Origin of the sequence: Aeromonas jandaei (genome assembly GCF_037890695.1) — a bacterium.
GTDB lineage: Bacteria > Pseudomonadota > Gammaproteobacteria > Enterobacterales > Aeromonadaceae > Aeromonas > Aeromonas jandaei.
Genome location: NZ_CP149571.1, coordinates 3,557,539 through 3,576,337, shown reverse-complemented (window position 1 = coordinate 3,576,337; position 18,799 = coordinate 3,557,539). Strand labels below are relative to the sequence as shown.

The 18,799-nt window shown below is 57.8% G+C and carries 22 protein-coding genes; 16 read left to right on the top strand and 6 right to left on the bottom strand.

Annotation, left to right across the window (positions count from 1 at the left end):
- Positions 1 to 33 precede the first annotated feature (33 nt).
- Both WE862_RS16710 and WE862_RS16705 read left to right on the top strand, forming a co-directional pair.
- The gene (locus WE862_RS16710) at positions 34 to 594 is read left to right on the top strand and encodes a hypothetical protein (protein ID WP_042033565.1); all 561 of its coding nucleotides are present in this window, start codon (positions 34 to 36) and stop codon (positions 592 to 594) included.
- 56 nt (positions 595 to 650) lie between these two features.
- Complete coding sequence (locus WE862_RS16705) at positions 651 to 1,358, top strand: SIMPL domain-containing protein (RefSeq protein WP_042033563.1); 708 nt, start codon at positions 651 to 653, stop codon at positions 1,356 to 1,358.
- 111 nt (positions 1,359 to 1,469) lie between these two features.
- On the opposite strand, the gene ahpF is transcribed toward WE862_RS16705, so the two are convergent.
- Complete coding sequence (gene ahpF / locus WE862_RS16700) at positions 1,470 to 3,050, bottom strand: alkyl hydroperoxide reductase subunit F (RefSeq protein ID WP_042033561.1); 1,581 nt, start codon at positions 3,048 to 3,050, stop codon at positions 1,470 to 1,472.
- A gap of 141 nt (positions 3,051 to 3,191) precedes the next feature.
- Positions 3,192 to 3,758 carry an alkyl hydroperoxide reductase subunit C gene (ahpC, locus tag WE862_RS16695; protein WP_005299724.1) on the bottom strand — a complete coding sequence of 189 codons (567 nt, stop codon included), beginning with the start codon at positions 3,756 to 3,758 and terminating at the stop codon, positions 3,192 to 3,194.
- A gap of 343 nt (positions 3,759 to 4,101) precedes the next feature.
- Here ahpC and WE862_RS16690 point away from each other — a divergent pair, with 343 nt between their 5' ends.
- Positions 4,102 to 4,353 carry a hypothetical protein gene (locus tag WE862_RS16690; protein WP_156128836.1) on the top strand — a complete coding sequence of 84 codons (252 nt, stop codon included), beginning with the start codon at positions 4,102 to 4,104 and terminating at the stop codon, positions 4,351 to 4,353.
- 223 nt (positions 4,354 to 4,576) lie between these two features.
- Here WE862_RS16690 and WE862_RS16685 read toward each other — a convergent pair whose 3' ends face one another.
- On the bottom strand, positions 4,577 to 5,023 hold the full coding sequence (locus WE862_RS16685; protein WP_040066530.1) for a CBS domain-containing protein: 447 nt from the start codon (positions 5,021 to 5,023) through the stop codon (positions 4,577 to 4,579).
- A gap of 230 nt (positions 5,024 to 5,253) precedes the next feature.
- Between WE862_RS16685 and queA the strand changes: the two genes are divergently transcribed.
- From queA to nlpI, 7 genes are all read left to right on the top strand, one after another.
- A complete protein-coding gene (gene queA / locus WE862_RS16680; RefSeq protein WP_042033560.1) occupies positions 5,254 to 6,306 on the top strand; it encodes a tRNA preQ1(34) S-adenosylmethionine ribosyltransferase-isomerase QueA in 1,053 nt (350 codons plus the stop codon).
- A gap of 71 nt (positions 6,307 to 6,377) precedes the next feature.
- Positions 6,378 to 7,514 (top strand): tRNA guanosine(34) transglycosylase Tgt, encoded by a 1,137-nt coding sequence (gene tgt / locus WE862_RS16675; RefSeq protein WP_041207406.1) that lies wholly within the window; start codon positions 6,378 to 6,380, stop codon positions 7,512 to 7,514.
- Positions 7,515 to 7,564: 50 nt separating this feature from the next.
- Positions 7,565 to 7,900 (top strand): preprotein translocase subunit YajC, encoded by a 336-nt coding sequence (yajC, locus tag WE862_RS16670; protein WP_041207407.1) that lies wholly within the window; start codon positions 7,565 to 7,567, stop codon positions 7,898 to 7,900.
- Positions 7,901 to 7,918: 18 nt separating this feature from the next.
- Positions 7,919 to 9,772 (top strand): protein translocase subunit SecD, encoded by a 1,854-nt coding sequence (gene secD, locus WE862_RS16665; RefSeq protein ID WP_041207408.1) that lies wholly within the window; start codon positions 7,919 to 7,921, stop codon positions 9,770 to 9,772.
- A 10-nt stretch (positions 9,773 to 9,782) separates the two neighbouring features.
- Positions 9,783 to 10,730: a protein translocase subunit SecF gene (gene secF / locus WE862_RS16660; RefSeq protein ID WP_033114488.1), complete on the top strand. Its 948-nt coding sequence runs from the start codon at positions 9,783 to 9,785 to the stop codon at positions 10,728 to 10,730.
- An 86-nt stretch (positions 10,731 to 10,816) separates the two neighbouring features.
- Positions 10,817 to 11,185 carry a rhodanese-like domain-containing protein gene (locus tag WE862_RS16655; protein WP_033114489.1) on the top strand — a complete coding sequence of 123 codons (369 nt, stop codon included), beginning with the start codon at positions 10,817 to 10,819 and terminating at the stop codon, positions 11,183 to 11,185.
- Positions 11,186 to 11,275: 90 nt separating this feature from the next.
- Complete coding sequence (gene nlpI, locus WE862_RS16650) at positions 11,276 to 12,220, top strand: lipoprotein NlpI (RefSeq protein ID WP_280136025.1); 945 nt, start codon at positions 11,276 to 11,278, stop codon at positions 12,218 to 12,220.
- Between the two features lie 62 nt (positions 12,221 to 12,282).
- Here the strand turns inward: nlpI and WE862_RS16645 are convergent, their stop codons facing one another.
- Both WE862_RS16645 and ubiU read right to left on the bottom strand, forming a co-directional pair.
- Positions 12,283 to 13,155, bottom strand: a complete 873-nt coding sequence (locus tag WE862_RS16645; RefSeq protein ID WP_042033557.1) for a U32 family peptidase — start codon at positions 13,153 to 13,155, stop codon at positions 12,283 to 12,285.
- Between the two features lie 13 nt (positions 13,156 to 13,168).
- The gene (ubiU, locus tag WE862_RS16640; RefSeq protein WP_041207411.1) at positions 13,169 to 14,164 is read right to left on the bottom strand and encodes a ubiquinone anaerobic biosynthesis protein UbiU; all 996 of its coding nucleotides are present in this window, start codon (positions 14,162 to 14,164) and stop codon (positions 13,169 to 13,171) included.
- A gap of 190 nt (positions 14,165 to 14,354) precedes the next feature.
- Between ubiU and ubiT the strand changes: the two genes are divergently transcribed.
- Entirely contained in the window at positions 14,355 to 14,888 is a 534-nt protein-coding gene (gene ubiT / locus WE862_RS16635) for a ubiquinone anaerobic biosynthesis accessory factor UbiT (RefSeq protein ID WP_082035550.1), read from the top strand.
- On the opposite strand, the gene WE862_RS16630 is transcribed toward ubiT, so the two are convergent.
- The gene (locus tag WE862_RS16630) at positions 14,841 to 15,257 is read right to left on the bottom strand and encodes a hypothetical protein (protein WP_042033555.1); all 417 of its coding nucleotides are present in this window, start codon (positions 15,255 to 15,257) and stop codon (positions 14,841 to 14,843) included. The two genes, ubiT and WE862_RS16630, sit on opposite strands and share 48 nt — an antisense overlap.
- A 186-nt stretch (positions 15,258 to 15,443) precedes the next feature.
- Between WE862_RS16630 and trmJ the strand changes: the two genes are divergently transcribed.
- The 5 genes from trmJ (at position 15,444) to iscA (ending at position 18,793) form a co-directional block, all read left to right on the top strand.
- A complete protein-coding gene (gene trmJ / locus WE862_RS16625; protein WP_041207414.1) occupies positions 15,444 to 16,169 on the top strand; it encodes a tRNA (cytosine(32)/uridine(32)-2'-O)-methyltransferase TrmJ in 726 nt (241 codons plus the stop codon).
- A gap of 92 nt (positions 16,170 to 16,261) precedes the next feature.
- Complete coding sequence (gene iscR, locus WE862_RS16620) at positions 16,262 to 16,765, top strand: Fe-S cluster assembly transcriptional regulator IscR (protein WP_041207415.1); 504 nt, start codon at positions 16,262 to 16,264, stop codon at positions 16,763 to 16,765.
- Between the two features lie 53 nt (positions 16,766 to 16,818).
- Complete coding sequence (locus tag WE862_RS16615) at positions 16,819 to 18,033, top strand: IscS subfamily cysteine desulfurase (RefSeq protein WP_339058647.1); 1,215 nt, start codon at positions 16,819 to 16,821, stop codon at positions 18,031 to 18,033.
- 37 nt (positions 18,034 to 18,070) lie between these two features.
- The gene (gene iscU, locus WE862_RS16610; protein WP_033114498.1) at positions 18,071 to 18,454 is read left to right on the top strand and encodes a Fe-S cluster assembly scaffold IscU; all 384 of its coding nucleotides are present in this window, start codon (positions 18,071 to 18,073) and stop codon (positions 18,452 to 18,454) included.
- 15 nt (positions 18,455 to 18,469) lie between these two features.
- The gene (iscA, locus tag WE862_RS16605; protein WP_041207418.1) at positions 18,470 to 18,793 is read left to right on the top strand and encodes an iron-sulfur cluster assembly protein IscA; all 324 of its coding nucleotides are present in this window, start codon (positions 18,470 to 18,472) and stop codon (positions 18,791 to 18,793) included.
- Positions 18,794 to 18,799 lie beyond the last annotated feature (6 nt).

Here is an 18,799-nt window from a genome sequence, read left to right as displayed (position 1 = left end):
GATAAGATAGCAGCAGTAGAGGAGAGGGGCGTCATGCAGTCATTCAACTGGGTCGACATTGATGGTATCCGTTATAGCTGGGATGGGCAGGGAACCATTACCTGCGCAGGCCAGTTTGGCTATCAGGCATCGATCGCGGGGGATCAGCTGGATGGTGTGGAGATCGAGAACGACGCCGGTGATGTAGCTGGCTCGCTCAGTGTCGATTTTGCCGCGGCATCGATCACCTACACCCCGGCAATGGATGCTGAAGAGTCTCATGGTGTCATCCTCGTAGGGCATGATCTGGGTCAGCAGGAGTACTCGCTGGCCAGTCTCTACTCCCCGCAGCTGCAGGATCTGCTGGGGCACTCCGAGACTATTCCCTGGTCTGTGGCAATGGAGGAGAGTGTACCGACAGAGGTTCACGCCCAGCCACAAGGACATATTCTGTCGTGGGATTCGTTCCACTTTGATGACGAGGTGCTGGTCGCACAGGTCAGCAACACACCAGTATCTGCAGGGGGAGAGCATGAGTCCGCCCCGGTTGTCACCATCAGTCTTGATTTGACCAATCAGGTGCTGGATCAGATCCCGCCACTGCACGATATATGAATCTCACTTTGCTGCGGGCATAATGGCCTCAATCTTGTTGATTGAGGCTTTTTTCTATGTGGCGTCCCCTTCTTACCCTGTCGGCTCTGGTTGTCAGTGCCCCCCTGTTTGCCCTTGAAGTGCCGCAAGCGCCCCATCTGATGGTGAGTGGTTACGCAGAGCAGAAGGTGGAGCCGGATATGCTGACGCTCAATGTGTCGGTTACCGCGCAGGAAAAACAGGGGCTCAAGGCCAAGCAGCTGGTCGATACCAAGGTTGCCGCGTTTTTTGGTCAGCTTGAAGGGCTGGGCATCAAGCGCTCCGATGTGGAGGCCGGCAATCTGGTGGTCTCCCCCGAGTATCAATATGCCGAGAACAAGAAACCCGAGCTGCTCGGGTACCGTGCCCAGCGCCAGCTGGCGGTCAAGCTCTACCAACTCGACAAACTGAGCCAGCTGATGGATACCGCGCTCAAAGCCGGGCTCGAGTCAGTATCGCAAATCGAATATGGCCTGAAATCGCCGCAAACCGTCAAGGAGCAGGTGCGACTGGGGGCGGTGGAAGATGCCAAGAGCAAGGCCGAGTCGCTGGCCAAGGCGTTTGGCATGAAGCTGGGCAAGGTGTATAGCGCTGAGTACCGCAATGCATCCCCGATGCCGCTCTATAGCCGCAACTTCAAGGCACAGGCGATGGCCGCGCCTGCAGCGGATATGGCGGCCAACAGCTATCAACAGCAGCAGATCACGGTCACTGACAATATCGACGCCGTTTTTCTGCTCGAATGATACAGATGTCGTGATTGATGAAAGCCCGCACCTGTTGCGGGTTTTTTTATGAAGCAAGAGATGCAAAAAAGCCGACACGCAGGGTGTCGGCTTGTGCATTTGGCGGGGCTATCAGGCGGTGACTGCGTCAGCCTTGCTCGCCTGCGGGGCCGGATTGCGAATGAGGTAATCAAACGCTCCCAGCGCGGCGGTCGCTCCGGCGCCCATGGAGATGATGATCTGCTTGAACGGCACCGTGGTAGCGTCCCCTGCGGCGTAGACGCCGGGCAGGGAGGTAGCGCCCCTGGTGTCGATTTCGATCTCGCCGAAGCGGGTCAGGGCCACGTCGCTCCCCTTGAGGAACTCGGTGTTCGGCACCAGACCGATCTGGACGAAGATGCCTGCAACGGCCAGATGCTTGATCTCGCCGGTAGTGCGATCTTCGTAATCCATGCCCACCACCTTGCTGCCGTCACCGATCACTTCGGTGGTGCGAGCACTCATGATGATGTCGATGTTGGCCATGGAGCGGGCCTTCTTCTGCAATACCTCGTCGGCGCGCAGAGTGTCGGCGAACTCCACCACGGTAACGTGTTCGACAATGCCAGCCAGATCGATGGCGGCCTCGATACCGGAGTTACCACCCCCGATCACCGCAACCCGCTTGCCCTTGAAGAAGGGGCCGTCACAGTGCGGGCAGTAGGCCACGCCCTTGGTGCGGTACTCAAGCTCGCCCGGCACGTTCAGGTCGCGCCAGCGGGCACCGGTCGCCAGGATCACGGCGCGGCTCTTCAAGGTAGCACCGGAGGCGAGATCCACGTTCACATACCCATCTTTGCGGATGGCGGCGGCGCGCTGCTCGGTGATCACTTCCACGCCGTACTGCTTGACGTGCTGCTCCAGGCTTGCGGCCAGTTTGGGGCCTTCGGTATAGGGCACGGAGATGAAGTTTTCGATGCCGACAGTGTCCATCACCTGGCCACCGAAACGCTCGGCGACGATGGCAGTGCGAATACCCTTGCGAGCGGCATAGATGGCTGCGGCGGCGCCAGCCGGGCCACCACCGACGACCAGCACGTCGTAGGGTGCTTTTTCGCTCAGCTCCTCAGCTTTGCGCTCGGCGGCGCCGGTGTCGAGCTTGGCGACGATCTCTTCCAGCGAAATGCGGCCCTGGCTGAACGGCTGACCGTTCAGGTAGACGTTCGGTACCGCCATGATCTGACGCTCGTTGACCTCGTCCTGGAACAGGGCGCCATCGATCATGGTGTGGGTGATGCCAGGGTTGAGGGTGGCCATCAGGTTGAGGGCCTGCACCACGTCCGGGCAGTTGTGGCAGGAGAGCGAAATATAAGTCTCGAAGTGGAACTCGCCCTTGAGATTGCGGATCTGCTCCTGCACGGCCGCATCGGCCTTGGAGGGGTGACCGCCGCTTTGCAGCAGGGCGAGTACCAGCGAGGTAAATTCATGACCCATGGGGATGCCGGCAAAATGAACGCGCGGGGCCTGGCCCTGCGGCGCGACGCTCATGGAAGGCTTGCGGGCATTGGTGCCATCGGTCAGAGAAATCTTGGGGGACATCCCGGCGATCTCGCTGGCCAGCGCCAGCAGTTCAGCGGATTTGTCGCTGTCATTGCCGGACACGCTGATCTCGATGGGATTGACGATGTACTGCAAGTAACCGTTGAGTTGTTGTTTGAGGTTGGTATCTAACATGGTCGAATTCCTTCTTGTGATTGCGGGTCGGCACTGTGACCGGGTACAGAAAATGGCGGTCCATAAAACAGACCGGCGCGTTTTCTGAGGTCCGTAAATAAGACCGGCCCTTGAACGGGCCGGTCTTCAGAGCGGGGAGGCTTAGATTTTGCCTACCAGATCCAGGGACGGGGCCAAGGTGGCGTCGCCTTCTTTCCACTTGGCCGGGCACACTTCACCCGGGTGAGCGGCAACATACTGGGCAGCCTTGACCTTGCGCAGCAGCTCCAGTGCGTCACGGCCGATGCCGCCAGCGTTGATCTCGACGATCTGGATGATGCCCTGCGGGTCGATGACGAAGGTACCGCGGTCAGCCAGACCGGCTTCTTCGATCATCACGCCGAAGTTGCGGGTGATGGTGCCGGTGGGGTCGCCAATCATCGGGTACTGGATCTTCTGGATGGTGTCAGAAGTGTCGTGCCAGGCCTTGTGGGTGAAGTGGGTGTCGGTGGAGACAGCGTAGATCTCGACGCCCAGCTTCTGGAATTCGGCGTAGTTGTCGGCCAGGTCGCCCAGCTCGGTCGGGCAGACGAAGGTGAAGTCAGCCGGGTAGAAGAACACCACGGACCACTTGCCTTTCAGGTCAGCGTCAGACACCTGAACGAATTTGCCATTGTGGTAGGCGGTAGCGTTGAACGGCTTGATTTCAGTGTTGATGTAGGTAGACATGGATTTGCTCCTTGGTGATGTACATATGCCTGTCCGGGTTTGCAGAGTCGTGCCGGACGAGGCGTTTAACTTTCGATGGAGTCATCATAGGAGGATGTTCTAATCGATTAAAGCCACAAAATTGAATCGCTTTAATCGGTATATTGGATTTATACGCGGTGGCCTATCGTCGGTGCCGCTGGTAGCAACCGTCGGGCATCCCCCTCGCAAGGCCGCTTGCTGCCGTCAAAGAGGGGGTTGCGGACCAAATCGGTCGCTATAAATCAAATTTATGGGTTTGGCGAGAATGACCCGATTTTAATTTATACCTCCCCGATGCCAGGTAAAAAGCGGCGGGGAGGGCTTGCCGAAAGAAGATGAGGATATCGCCCGATCTGGGGTATCGCACTGTCAGCTGTATCGGGAGCAAAGAAGAGCGGCACAAGCAGCAAGAGGGGGAGGCGGGGGAGATAAGAAAGCAGAAGCCGACCCGACCTGGCGCAAGCGGGCTGCGCGTTTTGCGCAGATAAAAAAATCCCGGCGCTATCGCAACGATAAAGCCGGGTCATCAAACAAGGAATGGCTATATAAACAAATGCTTTACAGCAAAGACTAACTACGGGGTGTGCAAACTTGCAGACATATGAGAGGAAGAGGATGGGTGCACACTCCTTCATCTCCCCCTCGGCAACTATTGCATGAGGGGGATAATAGTGTGATGGAGATCACATGGCAAGTAATTGGTGTAATTTTTCAATCAAAATGAAACACTTTCACCATTATTGCTCCTTTTTACTGCTGAAAACGCTTTTTCTGTAATTAAATTACAGGTTGTTGTGTCAGAAATCGGTTGGGGGCTCCTGCTCCTCCATCAATTCCAGCAGATTGATGGCTACCGAGATGAAGTCTGACTCAGTGACGATGCCGATGAGCTTGCGTCCCTTGAGTACCGGCAGACAGCCATACCGGTGGCGCTGCAGATAGAGCGCTGCCTCCTTGATGCCGGCATGGGGATCCACGCTCGCAACCTGGCGGGTCATGATCTCGTCAAGGTGGACGCTGTCGGTAAATTCCGCCTCCCGCTCCGGGCTTATCAGCAGCAGCTTGGATTCGCGGGTGGCCAGGATATCGGTGAGGGTGACCAGCCCCTGCAGATGGTGGTGTTCGTCAACGATGGGAATGTGGCGGATCCGCTCCTGCTGCATCAGATCCATCGCCTGTTTGACGCTGTTTTCCGGCCCCAGGGTAAAGGGATGTTCCGTCATGATTTCGGATATGGTCATCATGGTAGGCCTCCTGATTACATAGGTTTTTCTTCTCCGCCTGTCTCCACCCTAGCCCAGCCATGGGTGGCAAAACATGATCAGGGTCAATACAAAACATTAAAGAGTCATTAACCGGTTGGTGGTCACAAAATTGCCCGCTACCCCTTGTCTCTCTTGGGTTTTTGGTCTTTTGGGTTGCCTTGGAAGATGGGGATAACTAGACTAGCCGCCGATTCCCCCCGAGGTGAAAGATGCAAGTATCCGATTTTCATTTTGATCTGCCAGACGAGCTGATTGCCCGCTATCCGATGGCGGAGCGTACCGCCAGCCGTTTGTTGCAGCTCGACGGTCAAACCGGCGCCCTGCGCCACGGTCAATTTGTCGATGTGCTGGACCAGCTCAACCCGGGCGACCTGCTGGTATTCAACAACACCCGCGTCATTCCGGCCCGCATGTTTGGCCAGAAGGCCAGCGGCGGCAAGCTGGAGGTGCTGGTCGAGCGCATTCTGGACGAGCACAGCGTGCTGGCTCATGTGCGGGCCTCCAAGGCGCCCAAGCCGGGCACCCGGATGATCATGGATGGTGGTGTGGAAGCCGAGATGCGCGCCCGCCACGATGCCCTGTTCGAGATCCATTTCCTCGACGCCCGTCCGGTGCTGGAGATCCTGGAGGCCATCGGCCACATGCCGCTGCCCCCCTATATCGACCGTCCCGACGAGGATGCCGACAAGGAGCGCTACCAGACGGTCTACAACCAGAAGCCGGGCGCCGTCGCTGCGCCGACCGCCGGTCTGCACTTTGACGAGCCGTTGCTTGAGAAAATTCGGGCCAAGGGGGTTGAAACTGCCTTTGTCACCCTGCATGTAGGGGCGGGGACCTTCCAGCCGGTGCGGGTGGAGAAGATTGAAGATCACCATATGCACTCCGAGTATGCCGAAGTGCCGCAAGAGGTGGTCGATGCCATTGCCGCTACCCGTGCGCGCGGTGGTCGGGTGATTGCCGTTGGCACCACCTCGGTCCGTTCGCTGGAGAGCGCCGCCAAGGTGACTCTGGCGCAGGGCAAGCCGCTGGCCCCCTTTTTTGGTGACACCGACATCTTCATTTTCCCGGGCTACCAGTTCCAGATTGTCGATGCCATGGTGACCAACTTCCACCTGCCGGAGTCGACCCTGATCATGCTGGTCAGCGCCTTCGCCGGGTATGATAACGTGATGACCGCCTACCAGGCCGCCGTGGCCGGGCAGTACCGTTTCTTCAGCTACGGGGACGCCATGTTCGTCACCCGTCGCCGGGGCGAGGCATAAGCTTCGCCTTTTATAGCGGGCCGAATGGCCTTTAATTGTCAGACTGTTTCTCTGACTGAATCGAGGTAGCAATGAAATTTGAACTGAAAACCACCGACGGCCGTGCCCGTCGCGGTCAGCTGGTATTCGAGCGTGGCACCGTGCAGACTCCGGCCTTTATGCCGGTCGGTACCTACGGCACCGTCAAGGGGATGACCCCGGAAGAGGTGCGTGAGACCGGTGCCCAGATCCTGCTTGGCAACACCTTCCACCTCTGGCTGCGTCCGGGTCAGGAAGTGATGCGTGCCCATGGCGATCTGCATGACTTCATGAACTGGCAGGGCCCGATCCTGACCGACTCCGGTGGTTTCCAGGTATTCAGCCTGGGCGACATCCGCAAGATCACCGAAGCGGGCGTCCACTTCCGCCACCCTATCAATGGCGAGAAGATTTTCCTCGACCCCGAGAAGTCCATGGAGATCCAGTACGATCTGGGCTCCGACATCGTGATGATCTTCGACGAGTGCACCCCGTATCCGGCCACTTACGAAGAAGCGCGCAAGTCGATGGAGATGTCCCTGCGCTGGGCCAAGCGCTCCCGCGACAAGTTCGATGCCCTTGGCAACAAGAATGCCCTGTTCGGCATCATCCAGGGTTCCGTCTACGAGCCGCTGCGCGACGTATCGCTGGAAGGTCTGCTGGAGATCGGTTTCGACGGCTACGCGGTCGGTGGTCTGGCGGTGGGTGAGCCAAAAGAGGACATGCACCGCATCCTTGAGCACGTCTGCCCGAAAATCCCGGCCGACAAGCCGCGCTACCTGATGGGTGTCGGCAAGCCGGAAGATCTGGTGGAAGGGGTGCGCCGCGGTATCGACATGTTCGACTGCGTGATGCCGACCCGCAACGCCCGCAACGGTCATCTCTTTACCACCGATGGCGTGGTCAAAATCCGCAATGCGAAGTATCGCAACGACACCAGCACCCTGGATGCCGACTGTGATTGCTACACCTGCAAGAACTACACCCGCAGCTATCTGCACCATCTGGACAAGTGCAACGAGATCCTCGGTGCCCGTCTGAATACTATCCATAACCTGCGTTACTACCAGCGTGTTATGCAGGGTTTGCGGGACGCGATCGAGCAGGGTAAATTAGACGACTTTGTAACAGAGTTTTACCGTCGGCAAGGGAAGCCCGTGCCTCCGTTAGCTGTAAATGACGTTAAATAACAATAATTTATAAGCTAGTTTTCAAATCTACATCAATAAGAGGTTGTTAAATGAGCATTATCTCCAAGGCGTATGCAGAAGGCGCAGCTCCGGCGGCACAGGGTGGTGGCATGGAAATGATCATCATGCTGGCCGTATTCGGTCTCATCTTCTATTTCATGATCTACCGTCCCCAGGCCAAGCGCGCCAAAGATCATCGCAATCTGATGACCTCTCTCTCCAAGGGTGACGAAGTGCTCACCTCCGGTGGTCTGGTTGGCAAGATTGCCAAAGTGGCTGCCGACAGCGATTACCTGGTGATCGCCCTGAACGACCAGACTCAAGTCACCATCAAAAAGGACTTCGTTTCTGCCGTTCTGCCCAAGGGTTCTATCCAGTCCCTTTAATCTCCCAAGGAGCACAGCGTGTTGAATCGCTATCCGCTGTGGAAATACCTGATGGTGATCGTGGTGATCGCCATCGGTTTTCTATATGCAGCCCCCAATCTTTACGGCGAAGACCCGGCCTTGCAGGTTTCTGCCAGCCGTGGTGCCGAAGTCAAGCTAGATACCCTTGACCTGGTGAAAGAGAGTCTCGATGAGGCCAAGATCCCGGTCAAACATGCTGCGTTCGAGCACGGTCTGATCCTGATCCGTTTCAAGAACACCGAAGATCAGCTCAAGGCGCGCGATATCGTCGCCAACAAGCTGGGTGACAACTTCATTACCGCTCTCAACCTTGCCCCCTCTACTCCTGCCTGGCTCGAAGCCATTGGTGCCAACCCGCTCAAGCTGGGTCTGGACCTGCGCGGTGGTGTGCACTTCCTGATGGAAGTGGACATGGCCGAGGCGCTGACCAAGCAGCAAGAGCAGATGGTGCAGGATTTCCGCTCCGAGCTGCGTACCCAGAAGATCCGTTACTCCGGCGTGCGCCGGGTCGGTGACAAGGTACAGGTGGTATTTCGTGACGAAGCGGATCAAGAGCGTGCTGTCACCCATCTGCGCCGCCAGAACCCTGATTTGACCTTCACCACCGAGCAGAAAGGGGATGAATTCATCCTGATGGCCGGTCTGAGCGAAGCGAAGATCAAGGAAGTGAAGAAGTACGCCCTCGAGCAGAACATCACCATCATCCGTAACCGGGTCAACGAGCTGGGTGTCGCCGAGCCGTTGGTACAACAGCAAGGCGCCGAGCGCATTGTGGTTGAGCTGCCCGGTATCCAGGATACCGCCCGTGCCAAGGAGATCCTCGGCGCGACCGCGACCCTGGAGTTCCACATGGTTGATGAGACTGCCGACATTCAGGCTGCGGCCGACGGTCGCGTACCGCCGAGCTCCAAGGTCTACAACGATCGCAATGGTCGTCCAGTCGTGCTGCAAAAGCGGGTGATCCTGACCGGTGACCACATCGTGGGGGCCCAGTCCGGTTTCGACGAGTACAGCCGTCCCCAGGTCAACATCAAGCTTGATGGCCAGGGTGGCAACAAGATGGCCAACTTTACCAAGGACAACGTTGGTAAAGGGATGGCGACCGTCTTTATCGAGTACAAGCCGGTCGGTCAGCCTGGTCCGGATGGCAAGCGCAAGTTCCGCAAGCAGGAGGAGGTGATCAACGTCGCCACCATCCAGTCGCGCCTTGGCAGCCAGTTCCGCATCACAGGTATCGACAACGCCAACGAAGCCCACAACCTGGCGCTGCTGCTGCGTGCCGGTGCCCTGATCGCCCCGATCCAGATCGTGGAAGAGCGCACCATTGGCCCGAGCCTGGGTCAGCAGAACATCGACAGCGGTATGCAAGCCATCGGCTGGGCCATGCTGGTGATCGTGCTGTTCATGGGGATCTACTACCGTGCGTTCGGCTGGGTTGCCAACCTGGCGCTCTGTATGAACCTGGTGCTGATCGTCGGTATCATGTCGATGATCCCGGGAGCCACCATGACCCTGCCAGGCATCGCCGGTATCGTGCTGACGCTCGGTATGGCGGTGGATGCCAACGTGCTGATCTACGAACGTATTCGTGAAGAGATCCGCAACGGTCGCGGGGTTCAGCAGGCCATCCATCTGGGCTTTGATCGGGCATTCTCGACCATCGCCGACTCCAACGTCACCTCGCTCATCACCTGTGTGATCCTGTTCGGTATCGGTACTGGCGCCATCAAGGGCTTTGCCCTGACGCTGGGCATCGGTCTGACCGCCTCCATGTTTACTGCCATCACGGTCTCCCGCGCCATTATCAACCTGGCTTGGGGTGGACGGCGCATCGACAAGTTGCCCATCTGAGGATAGAGAGATGTTTCAGATTCTACATTTTGAAAAACCGATCCCGTTTATGCGCTATGCCAAAACGGGTGTGGTCTTCTCTTCCGTGCTGATGGTGATCGCCCTCTTCTTTCTGTTTGATCGGGGCCTGAACTGGGGTCTGGACTTCACCGGTGGTACCACCATCGAAGTGGGGTTCCAGCAGTCGGTGAGCCTGGACAAGATGCACCAGGTGCTGGAAGAGCAGAAGATTGAAGGGGCGAGCCTGCAACACTTCGGCTCCAGCCGTGATGTGCTGTTCCGCCTGACCCCGAAAGAGGGTGTCAAGGTCGAGGAGCAGGGTAACGAGGTACTGGCGGCAGCCAAGCTGCTGGATCCCGGTGCTGTGCTCAAGCGCGTCGAGTTCGTCGGTCCCTCCGTGGGTGACGAGCTGGCGACCGATGGTGCACTGGCCATGCTGGCTTCCATCATCTGTATCCTGATCTACGTGGCGGTGCGCTTTGAATGGCGTCTGGCCATGGGCGGCATCCTCTCGCTGGTGCACGACGTGGTGATCACCCTCGGCGTCTTTGCCTACTTCCAGTACGAGTTCGACCTGACCGTACTGGCGGCATTGATGACCCTGGTGGGTTACTCCCTGAACGATACCATCGTGGTGTTCGACCGCTTGCGGGAGAACTTCCGCAAGGTGCGCAAAGGGGATACCGACTACATTCTGGATCTCTCCATGACCGAGACCCTGAGCCGTACCATCATCACCTCCGGCCTCACCTTCGTGGTGGTGCTGGCGCTGCTGCTCAAGGGCGGCGCGCTGATCCACGGTTTTGCCGTGGCCATGGTGATCGGTGTGGCCTTCGGTACCTACTCCTCCATCTATGTGGCGAGTGCGTTTGCCATGTTCCTCGGCGTCAAGCGCGAGCACATGCTGCCAACCCAGGTAGAGAAAGAGGGTGCGGATCAACAGGAAATCCTGCCGTAAACCACAAAAGAGCGCCGCAAGGCGCTCTTTTCTTTTTCGCTGTTGTCGTATGCTGACGCAGATGATTTCAACAAAAGGAGCTTGCCATGCAACACAATCCCCGTTTTCTGGCGCTGGTAGAAGGGATCCGCTCCCGCGTAGCCGAGACCGATGTCCACCAGATCAAGCGCTGGCAGGATGAGGGGCGCGCTTTTCATCTGATCGATGTGCGGGAAGAGAGCGAGTGGGCCAAAGGTCATCTGCCCGGCGCCCTCTATCTGGGCCGAGGCGTGATTGAGCGGGATATCGAGACCCGTTTTCCCGATGTCGATACCGAGCTTTACCTCTACTGTGGCGGCGGTTTTCGCTCCATTCTGGCGGCGGACAATCTGCAACAGATGGGTTATCGCAAGGTGATCAGCGTCGACGGTGGTTTTCGCGGCTGGCTGGAGGCCGGATACCCTGTCGAATCCTGATTTATTTGAGAGAGATAGGCTGAGCTACATGACAAAGCGACGGTTGACCTTTACCATATGCGGGGTCAAGCGTAAGCGTCGGAGTGTTCATTGAACGTCAGGAAAGGGATTGGATACCTCCTCGGTATCCTGTTGCTGCTCCCTATGTGGGGTTGCAGCAGTAGCAGTCAGGTTAATGCCCCTCAGGTTCCCAAGCCGCAGCCTGCATCTCTGGTGTTGGCGACCCCTTTGCAGGTCTCCTACCAGAGCGAGCTGGCGCTAGCTCGACTCGGGCAGATGCTCAGCGAGATGGAGTTGACCACGGAGCAGCGTGCCGAGCTGTTCTATGAGCGTGCAGTGGTCTTTGATCGCGTTGGTTTGCGCTCCCTTGCGCGGCTCGATTTCAACCGTGCCTTGCGGGAGAAGCCCGATTTCGCCGAAGCCTACAACTTCATCGGCGTCTATCTGGTGCAACAGCAGAATTATGACGAAGCCTACGAGGCATTCGATTCGGCGCTCGAACTGGCGCCCGATTACGACTACGCCTACCTGAACCGTGGCATTGCGCTCTACTACGGCAATCGTCCCGAGCTGGCTGCCGCCGATATGAAACGCTTCTATGAGGCGCAGCCGGAAGACCCTTACCGGGTGATCTGGCTCTATCTGGCCGAGCAGAAACTCGATCCTGCAGCGGCCATGAGCCGGATGCGTGAGCGTCTCAACAAGTACGATGACGATGCCTGGAACTGGGATCTGGTTCGTCTCTACACCGGCGAGATGAATGCCACCGAGTTGATGGGCAATGTGGTCAAAGGGGTGAAAGATAACCGGGAGCTCGCCGAGCGCCTGTGCGAAACCTACTTCTATCTGGGCAAGTACGAGCTGGGTCGGGGCAACCGCAAGGAGGCGATCAGCTACTTCAAGCTGGCGCTCTCCAACAACGTCTACGACTTCATCGAGCATCGCTATGCCTTGCTGGAGCTGGAGCTGATGGCACGCAAGCCGCTGCCTCCCGGCGCCCAGAGTGGCCAGAGCAAGAGTGACCGCCCCTCCTGAGGGAGCGTGAAAGTGTAAAAAGGCCTCATTGCGAGGCCTTTTTGTTTTTGCGTGGTTTGCGTTTACTCCACCAGGCTCATGCCGGGGATCTGGCGCCAGTAGCCGTTGCACTCGCTCCCTTTGTGCAGGGGGAGGGGCGCGTCACCTTGCTGGTTGGCCTTGAAGCGAGCCAGCATTTCGAGGGTCTCCATCCCTTGTGGAGAGAGACGCACCACATCCACCAGACCTGCCATTCCGGCCAGATCGTTGCACAGGTTGTAGCAGTAACCGGACTGGGTCTGGATACCGTTGAGGTTGAAGACGCGTTGCCCCTCGCGGCTGTTGGCCAGCCGTCCGGTGGGGTAGTTGATACAGGCGAGTTCGCAGTTGTCTTTCGGCTTGTCGAGAGAGCGGGCGGTGAAGCAGCGTGCCGAGTAGGCGAGCGGCAGGTGGCCGTAGGCGAACACCTCCACTTCGAACTGTTGGCGTGTTGCCCCCAGATCCTGCTCAAGCTGTACCAGCCAGTCCCGTGAAAGTTCCACCGGCATGACCCAGCGCTTCATCCCCTGCTTGAGCAGCATGCGCAACACATCGGCGTTGTAGGCGTTGATGGCCGGGCCACAGACAAATGGAAGGCTCGCTTCATGGGCAAGCTGGACTGTGCCCAGATCGTTGGCTTCGACCATCAGATCGCCATTGTCGACCAGCCGTTTCACCTCTTTCAGCTCGGAGGGCGCGGAGATGAGCGCCAGCGTCGAGAGCACCACCTGTTTGCCGGAGCTCGCCACTTCGCGGGCGAGGGAGATCCAGTCATCGACTTTCAGTTCGCGTCGCTTGCTGCAGACGGTTTCCCCGAGATAGACGATATCTGCTTCGCTTTGGGCTGCGGCGCGGTAAAAGGCTTCGGTATCGGCTTTGGGCCAGTAGAAGAGCAGGGGCCCGAGAGAGAAGTTCATGGATTGGGGCTCCTTATTGCCACTGACGATGATAGGCGCCAAGGGTAGTCTGGCTACCTTCGGAAACACGGGCGAGCTGGGCATCCCATTCGGCTTTGACCTGATAGGCTTCGGGATTGGCCTGATAGGCGTCGATAGCGGCGCGCCAGACCCGGGTCACTTGCTCCACGTAGGCAGGGCTGCGCTGACGACCTTCGATCTTGACCGACTGGATGCCGGTCTGGAACAGCTCGGGCAAGAGACCCAGGGTATTGAGACTGGTGGGCTCCTCCAGCGCGTGGTAGGTCTGGCCATCCACTTCGAAACGCCCCTTGCACAGGGTCGGGTAGCCGGCATTCTCACCGGGGCCATAGCGGTCGATCAGCACCTCGTTGAGCCGTGATTCGAGGCCGTTCGGGGTCTCTTCCCAGCGCACGAATTTGGCCGGCGAGCAGGCACCGACGGTATTGGGGCTCTCGCCCGTCATGTAGGAGGAGAGGTAGCAACGCCCCTCGGCCATGATACAGAGACTGCCAAAGGCAAAAACCTCAAGGCCGACATCGGTCTCGCGGGCCAGCTGTTTCACCTGATGCATGGAGAGCACCCGAGGCAGCACCACCCGTTTGACATTGAACTGCTGCTGATAGAAGCGGATGGCGGCTGCATTGGTAGCGCTGGCCTGTACCGAGACATGCAGCTCCATGTCGGGATAACGGCGGCTGGCATAATCGAGCACGGCAAGATCGGCGATGATGAGAGCATCGGCACCGAGAGCCACCCCGCGGTCGACCGCCTGCTTCCAGCGGGCATCGGCGCCAGGATGGGCGAAGGTGTTGATGGCGATATGAAGTTTGCGATCATGCTGATGCACATAATCTACCGCCTTCTCCAGCTTGCTGTCGGTAAAGTTGAGACCGGCAAAGTGGCGGGCATTGGTGTCATCCTTGAAACCGATATAAACGGCATCGGCCCCGTTATCCACGGCGGTTTTCAGTGCCGGCAAACTGCCTGCCGGACAGAGTAATTCCATTGGTACGCTCCGAGAGTGCATATGAAGGGCAAACGAGCCCTGATTGTATGCACCGCCGCCCCTTGGCTTTTTGACCTGAGGCAGCTTTGTGTGGCTTTCCCCATCTTGACCCAACTCTGCACAAGTTTGATTTCCAACAGGATCTTGCCGGCATCCCTGTGCTTGAATGCGCAAAACAAAGGAGTCCATCGTGTTTCAACAACTGCAACGTCGCCTGGTCGAGCAGGCGCCCCGTCTCTTGCGTCATCCGCTCAAGCTGGTTCCCTTCAATCTGCAAAAGCAGTTGATGGAGAGTTTGCTGGCACGGGTATTCAAGGAGGCCATCGCGGATGGCGATTTCGAGTTCCTGGCAGACAAGTGGCTGAAAGTAGAGGTCACCGACCTGGAGCTCTGCTGGTATATCAGCGAGCAGAGCGGTCAACTGGTCGTGGCAAAAAGCTGCGAGCAGGCCGATGTCTGTTTTAGCGGCACTGCCAACGATCTCATCCTGATTGCCGGTCGCAAGGAGGATCCTGACGCGCTCTTCTTCCAGCGCAAGCTGAAGATTGAAGGGGATACCGAGCTGGGGCTGGAAGTGAAAAACCTGATGGACAGCCTGGACATCGATGGGCTGCCGGTGCTGATGAAGTACCCCCTGATGGATCTGGCCACCTTTATCGAGCAGGCTCGAACTGAATCAGCGCAGACTCCGGTTCAGACGGCGGCGGGCGGGATCCCGTCGTAAGTGAATCGTCACGCCGTGGGCATGGCGACGGTAACGATGCCGTGCCCAAAGGCAGTGACAGGCCCACAGGCAAGGCACCAGCGCCAGCAGGGCTTGTGGCGCTGGCAACTGTGCAATGGCCATTCCCAGCGCGAGCCAGACAAAGGGCTGGGCTTCATAAAGCCATTCCGGTTGCAGCCAGCGTTTGGCTGGAAAGATGATGAGGTCGGTGCGCCGGTAGCTGGAGCGCATCATCCAGGTAACCGCTCCTGCGATATATAAGAGAGCACCTGCAAACCAGAGCAGGGGCTGGTTACCGAGGGTGATAATGGCAGTGGCCGCCAGCAGATAGAGGCTGGGCAATTTCTCATAGATAAGCGGAGGAAGCATAGCCGGATCTCTCCCGTGAACAATTCTACATATCCATTAAGTCTAGTTTTTCCTCCTCTTTGCCTCATGCCGGTTTGTTATACCGACGCCCGCTTTTGTTCTGAAATGGGATTCCTTTAACGGTGCCAAAATAGCGCTCTCTTATGTTATAATTGCGCGCCATTTTTGACTGAAGATTGATAGGGCATGTTGGATCAGATTCGTATCGTTTTGGTAAATACCTCTCATACCGGCAACATGGGTTCTGCGGCGCGCGCCATGAAGACCATGGGGCTCACCCAAATGGTACTGGTTGATCCGCAAGCTTTACCGGATGGCAACGCCAACGCCCTTGCAGCAGGTGCCAGCGACATTCTGGCCAATGCCCGTATCGTCCCGACCCTCGATGAAGCCATCGCTGACTGTGGTCTGGTGATTGGCACCAGCGCACGCTCGCGCACTCTGAGCTGGCCCATGCTCGATCCCCGCGAAGCGGGCAAGATGGCCGTAGCCGAAGGGATGAAGCATCCTGTTGCGCTGGTTTTTGGTCGCGAGCGAACCGGCCTGACCAACGACGAGCTGCAGAAGTGCCACTACCATGTGGCCATTCCGGCCAACCCCGAATACAGCTCCCTCAACCTGGCCATGGCGGTACAGACCCTCTGTTACGAAGTGCGGATGCACTGGTTGCAGGGTCAGGAAGAGGTTGCTGAAGATATGGCTCAGGATTACCCCAGTGCCGAACAGCTGGAGGGGTTTTACCGGCATCTGGAGCAGACGCTGCTCAAGACCGGTTTCATTACCGACGACCATCCGGGGCAGGTGATGAACAAGTTGCGCCGCCTGTTCAACCGGGCTCGTCCGGAGTCGGTTGAGCTCAATATTCTGCGGGGCATTCTTACCTCGGTGCAAAAGACGAGACCGCAGGGCTAAACCTGACTGGATTACTCAACCATATACTTGACTGATTTGGTCGGGTATGTGACCATGTGCCCATTGAATTGGTTCGCAAGACGGTAAGGCACATGAGACTGACTTCAAAAGGACGTTACGCTGTAACCGCCATGCTCGACGTGGCGCTGCATGCAGAGCAGGGGCCTGTTCCCCTCGCCGATATTTCCGAGCGCCAGGGCATCTCCTTGTCCTATCTCGAGCAGCTGTTTGCTCGCCTGCGCAAACATGGCCTGGTGAGCAGCGTGCGCGGTCCCGGTGGCGGTTATCGCCTCGGGTTGGCCCCTGACGAGATTTCGGTCGGCCAGGTGATCACTGCGGTTGACGAGTCGGTGGATGCCACCAAGTGCCTCGGCAAAGGGGGTTGTCATGGCGGTACCCAGTGCCTGACCCACTCCCTGTGGCGTGATCTGAGCGAGCGGATCTCCAGTTTCCTCGGCGAGATCACATTGGCCGAGTTGGTTCGCCAGGCCGATGTACGCCGGATTGCCGGCAAGCAAGATGAACAGATGAAAAGCGTGTTGTCCCTTATTGAACGGGCAGAACACGGCGATGTGAGCTTGAAAGTCCAACTATAAACGTGCTTTCCACAGCGGGATTCTGTATGACCCGAACTGTGACGGAGAAAAACATGAAACTGCCTATTTACCTTGATTATTCGGCAACCTGTCCGGTGAACCCGCGTGTCGCAGAAAAAATGATGCAGTGTCTCACCATGGATGGCCTGTTTGGCAATCCGGCTTCCCGTTCTCACCGTTTCGGCTGGCAAGCCGAAGAGGCGGTAGATCTGGCCCGTAATCAAGTGGCAGAGCTTATTGGTGCTGACCCGCGCGAGATCGTCTTCACCTCCGGTGCGACCGAGTCTGACAACCTGGCAATCAAGGGTGTTGCCCACTTCTATGCCAGCAAAGGCAAGCACATCATCACCTCCAAGACCGAACACAAAGCGGTGCTCGACACCTGTCGTCAGCTGGAGCGTGAAGGCTTCGAGGTGACCTATCTCGAGCCGATGCCCAACGGTCTCTTCACCCTCGAGATGATCGAGAACGCCATGCGTGACGACACCATTCTGGTCAGCATGATGCACGTGAACAACGAGATCGGCGTGATCCAGGACATCAAAGGGCTGGGCGAACTGTGCCGCTCCCGCAAGATCCTGCTGCACGTCGATGCCGCCCAGAGCGTGGGCAAGGTAGAAATCGACGTTGAAGCGATGAAGATTGACCTGCTCTCTCTCTCTGCCCACAAGATTTACGGTCCGAAAGGGATCGGTGCGCTCTACGTTCGCCGCAAGCCGCGCGTACGTATCGAAGCCCAGATGCACGGCGGCGGTCACGAGCGCGGCATGCGTTCCGGCACCCTGCCGACTCACCAGATCGTTGGCATGGGTGAAGCCTTCCGTATCGCCAAGGAAGAGATGGCAAGCGAGCACGAGCGCGTGATGACCCTGCGTCAGCGTCTGTGGGATGGCCTGAAAGATATCGAAGCCGTCTACCTCAACGGTGATCTGGAGCAGCGTGTCTCCGGCAACCTCAACGTCAGCTTTGCCTATGTGGAAGGGGAATCACTCATCATGGCGCTCAAGGATCTGGCGGTCTCTTCCGGTTCTGCCTGTACCTCTGCCAGTCTGGAGCCCTCCTACGTGCTGCGTGCGCTGGGTCTGAACGACGAGCTGGCTCACAGCTCCATCCGTTTCAGCATCGGTCGCTTCACCACCGAAGAAGAGATTGACTACGCGGTCAAGCTCATTCGTGACTCCATCGGCCGTCTGCGCGAGATGTCTCCGCTGTGGGAGATGTACAAGGATGGCGTTGATCTGAACACGGTCGAATGGGCTCATCACTGATTACTTCAGTGAGCAACAGAATTAGCAGGAGTTAGATATGGCTTACAGTGAAAAAGTAATCGACCACTACGAAAATCCGCGCAACGTCGGTGGTTTTGACAAGAATGACCCCAGCGTTGCAACCGGCATGGTGGGCGCACCTGCCTGTGGCGACGTGATGAAGCTGCAGCTGAAGATCAGTGAAGAGGGCATCATCGAAGATGCCAAGTTCAAAACCTATGGTTGCGGCTCTGCCATCGCCTCCAGCTCCCTGGTGACCGAATGGGTCAAGGGCAAGACGCTGGACGAAGCGGCCGGCATCAAGAACACCGACATCGCCGAAGAGCTGGCTCTGCCGCCGGTGAAGATCCACTGCTCCATTCTGGCCGAGGATGCCATCAAGGCCGCCATCGCCGATTACAAGCAGAAGAAAGGTCTCTAAGCGCCGGAGAGCAGTATGGCTATTACCATGACAGATGCCGCCGCGGCACGGGTTTCCTCTTTTCTGACCAACCGGGGCAAGGGCATTGGCCTGCGCCTCGGCGTCAAGACCACCGGCTGCTCGGGCCTTGCCTATGTGCTCGAGTTTGTCGATGAGCTGACCGGAGAAGATCAGGTATTCGAGCAGCAGGGCGTCAAGATTATTGTCGATGCCAAGAGCCTCATCCATCTGGATGGCACCGAGCTGGATTTCGTCAAAGAGGGGCTCAACGAGGGCTTCAAATTCAACAACCCCAACGCCAAAGGCGAGTGTGGTTGTGGCGAAAGCTTCAGTGTCTAAGAGGAT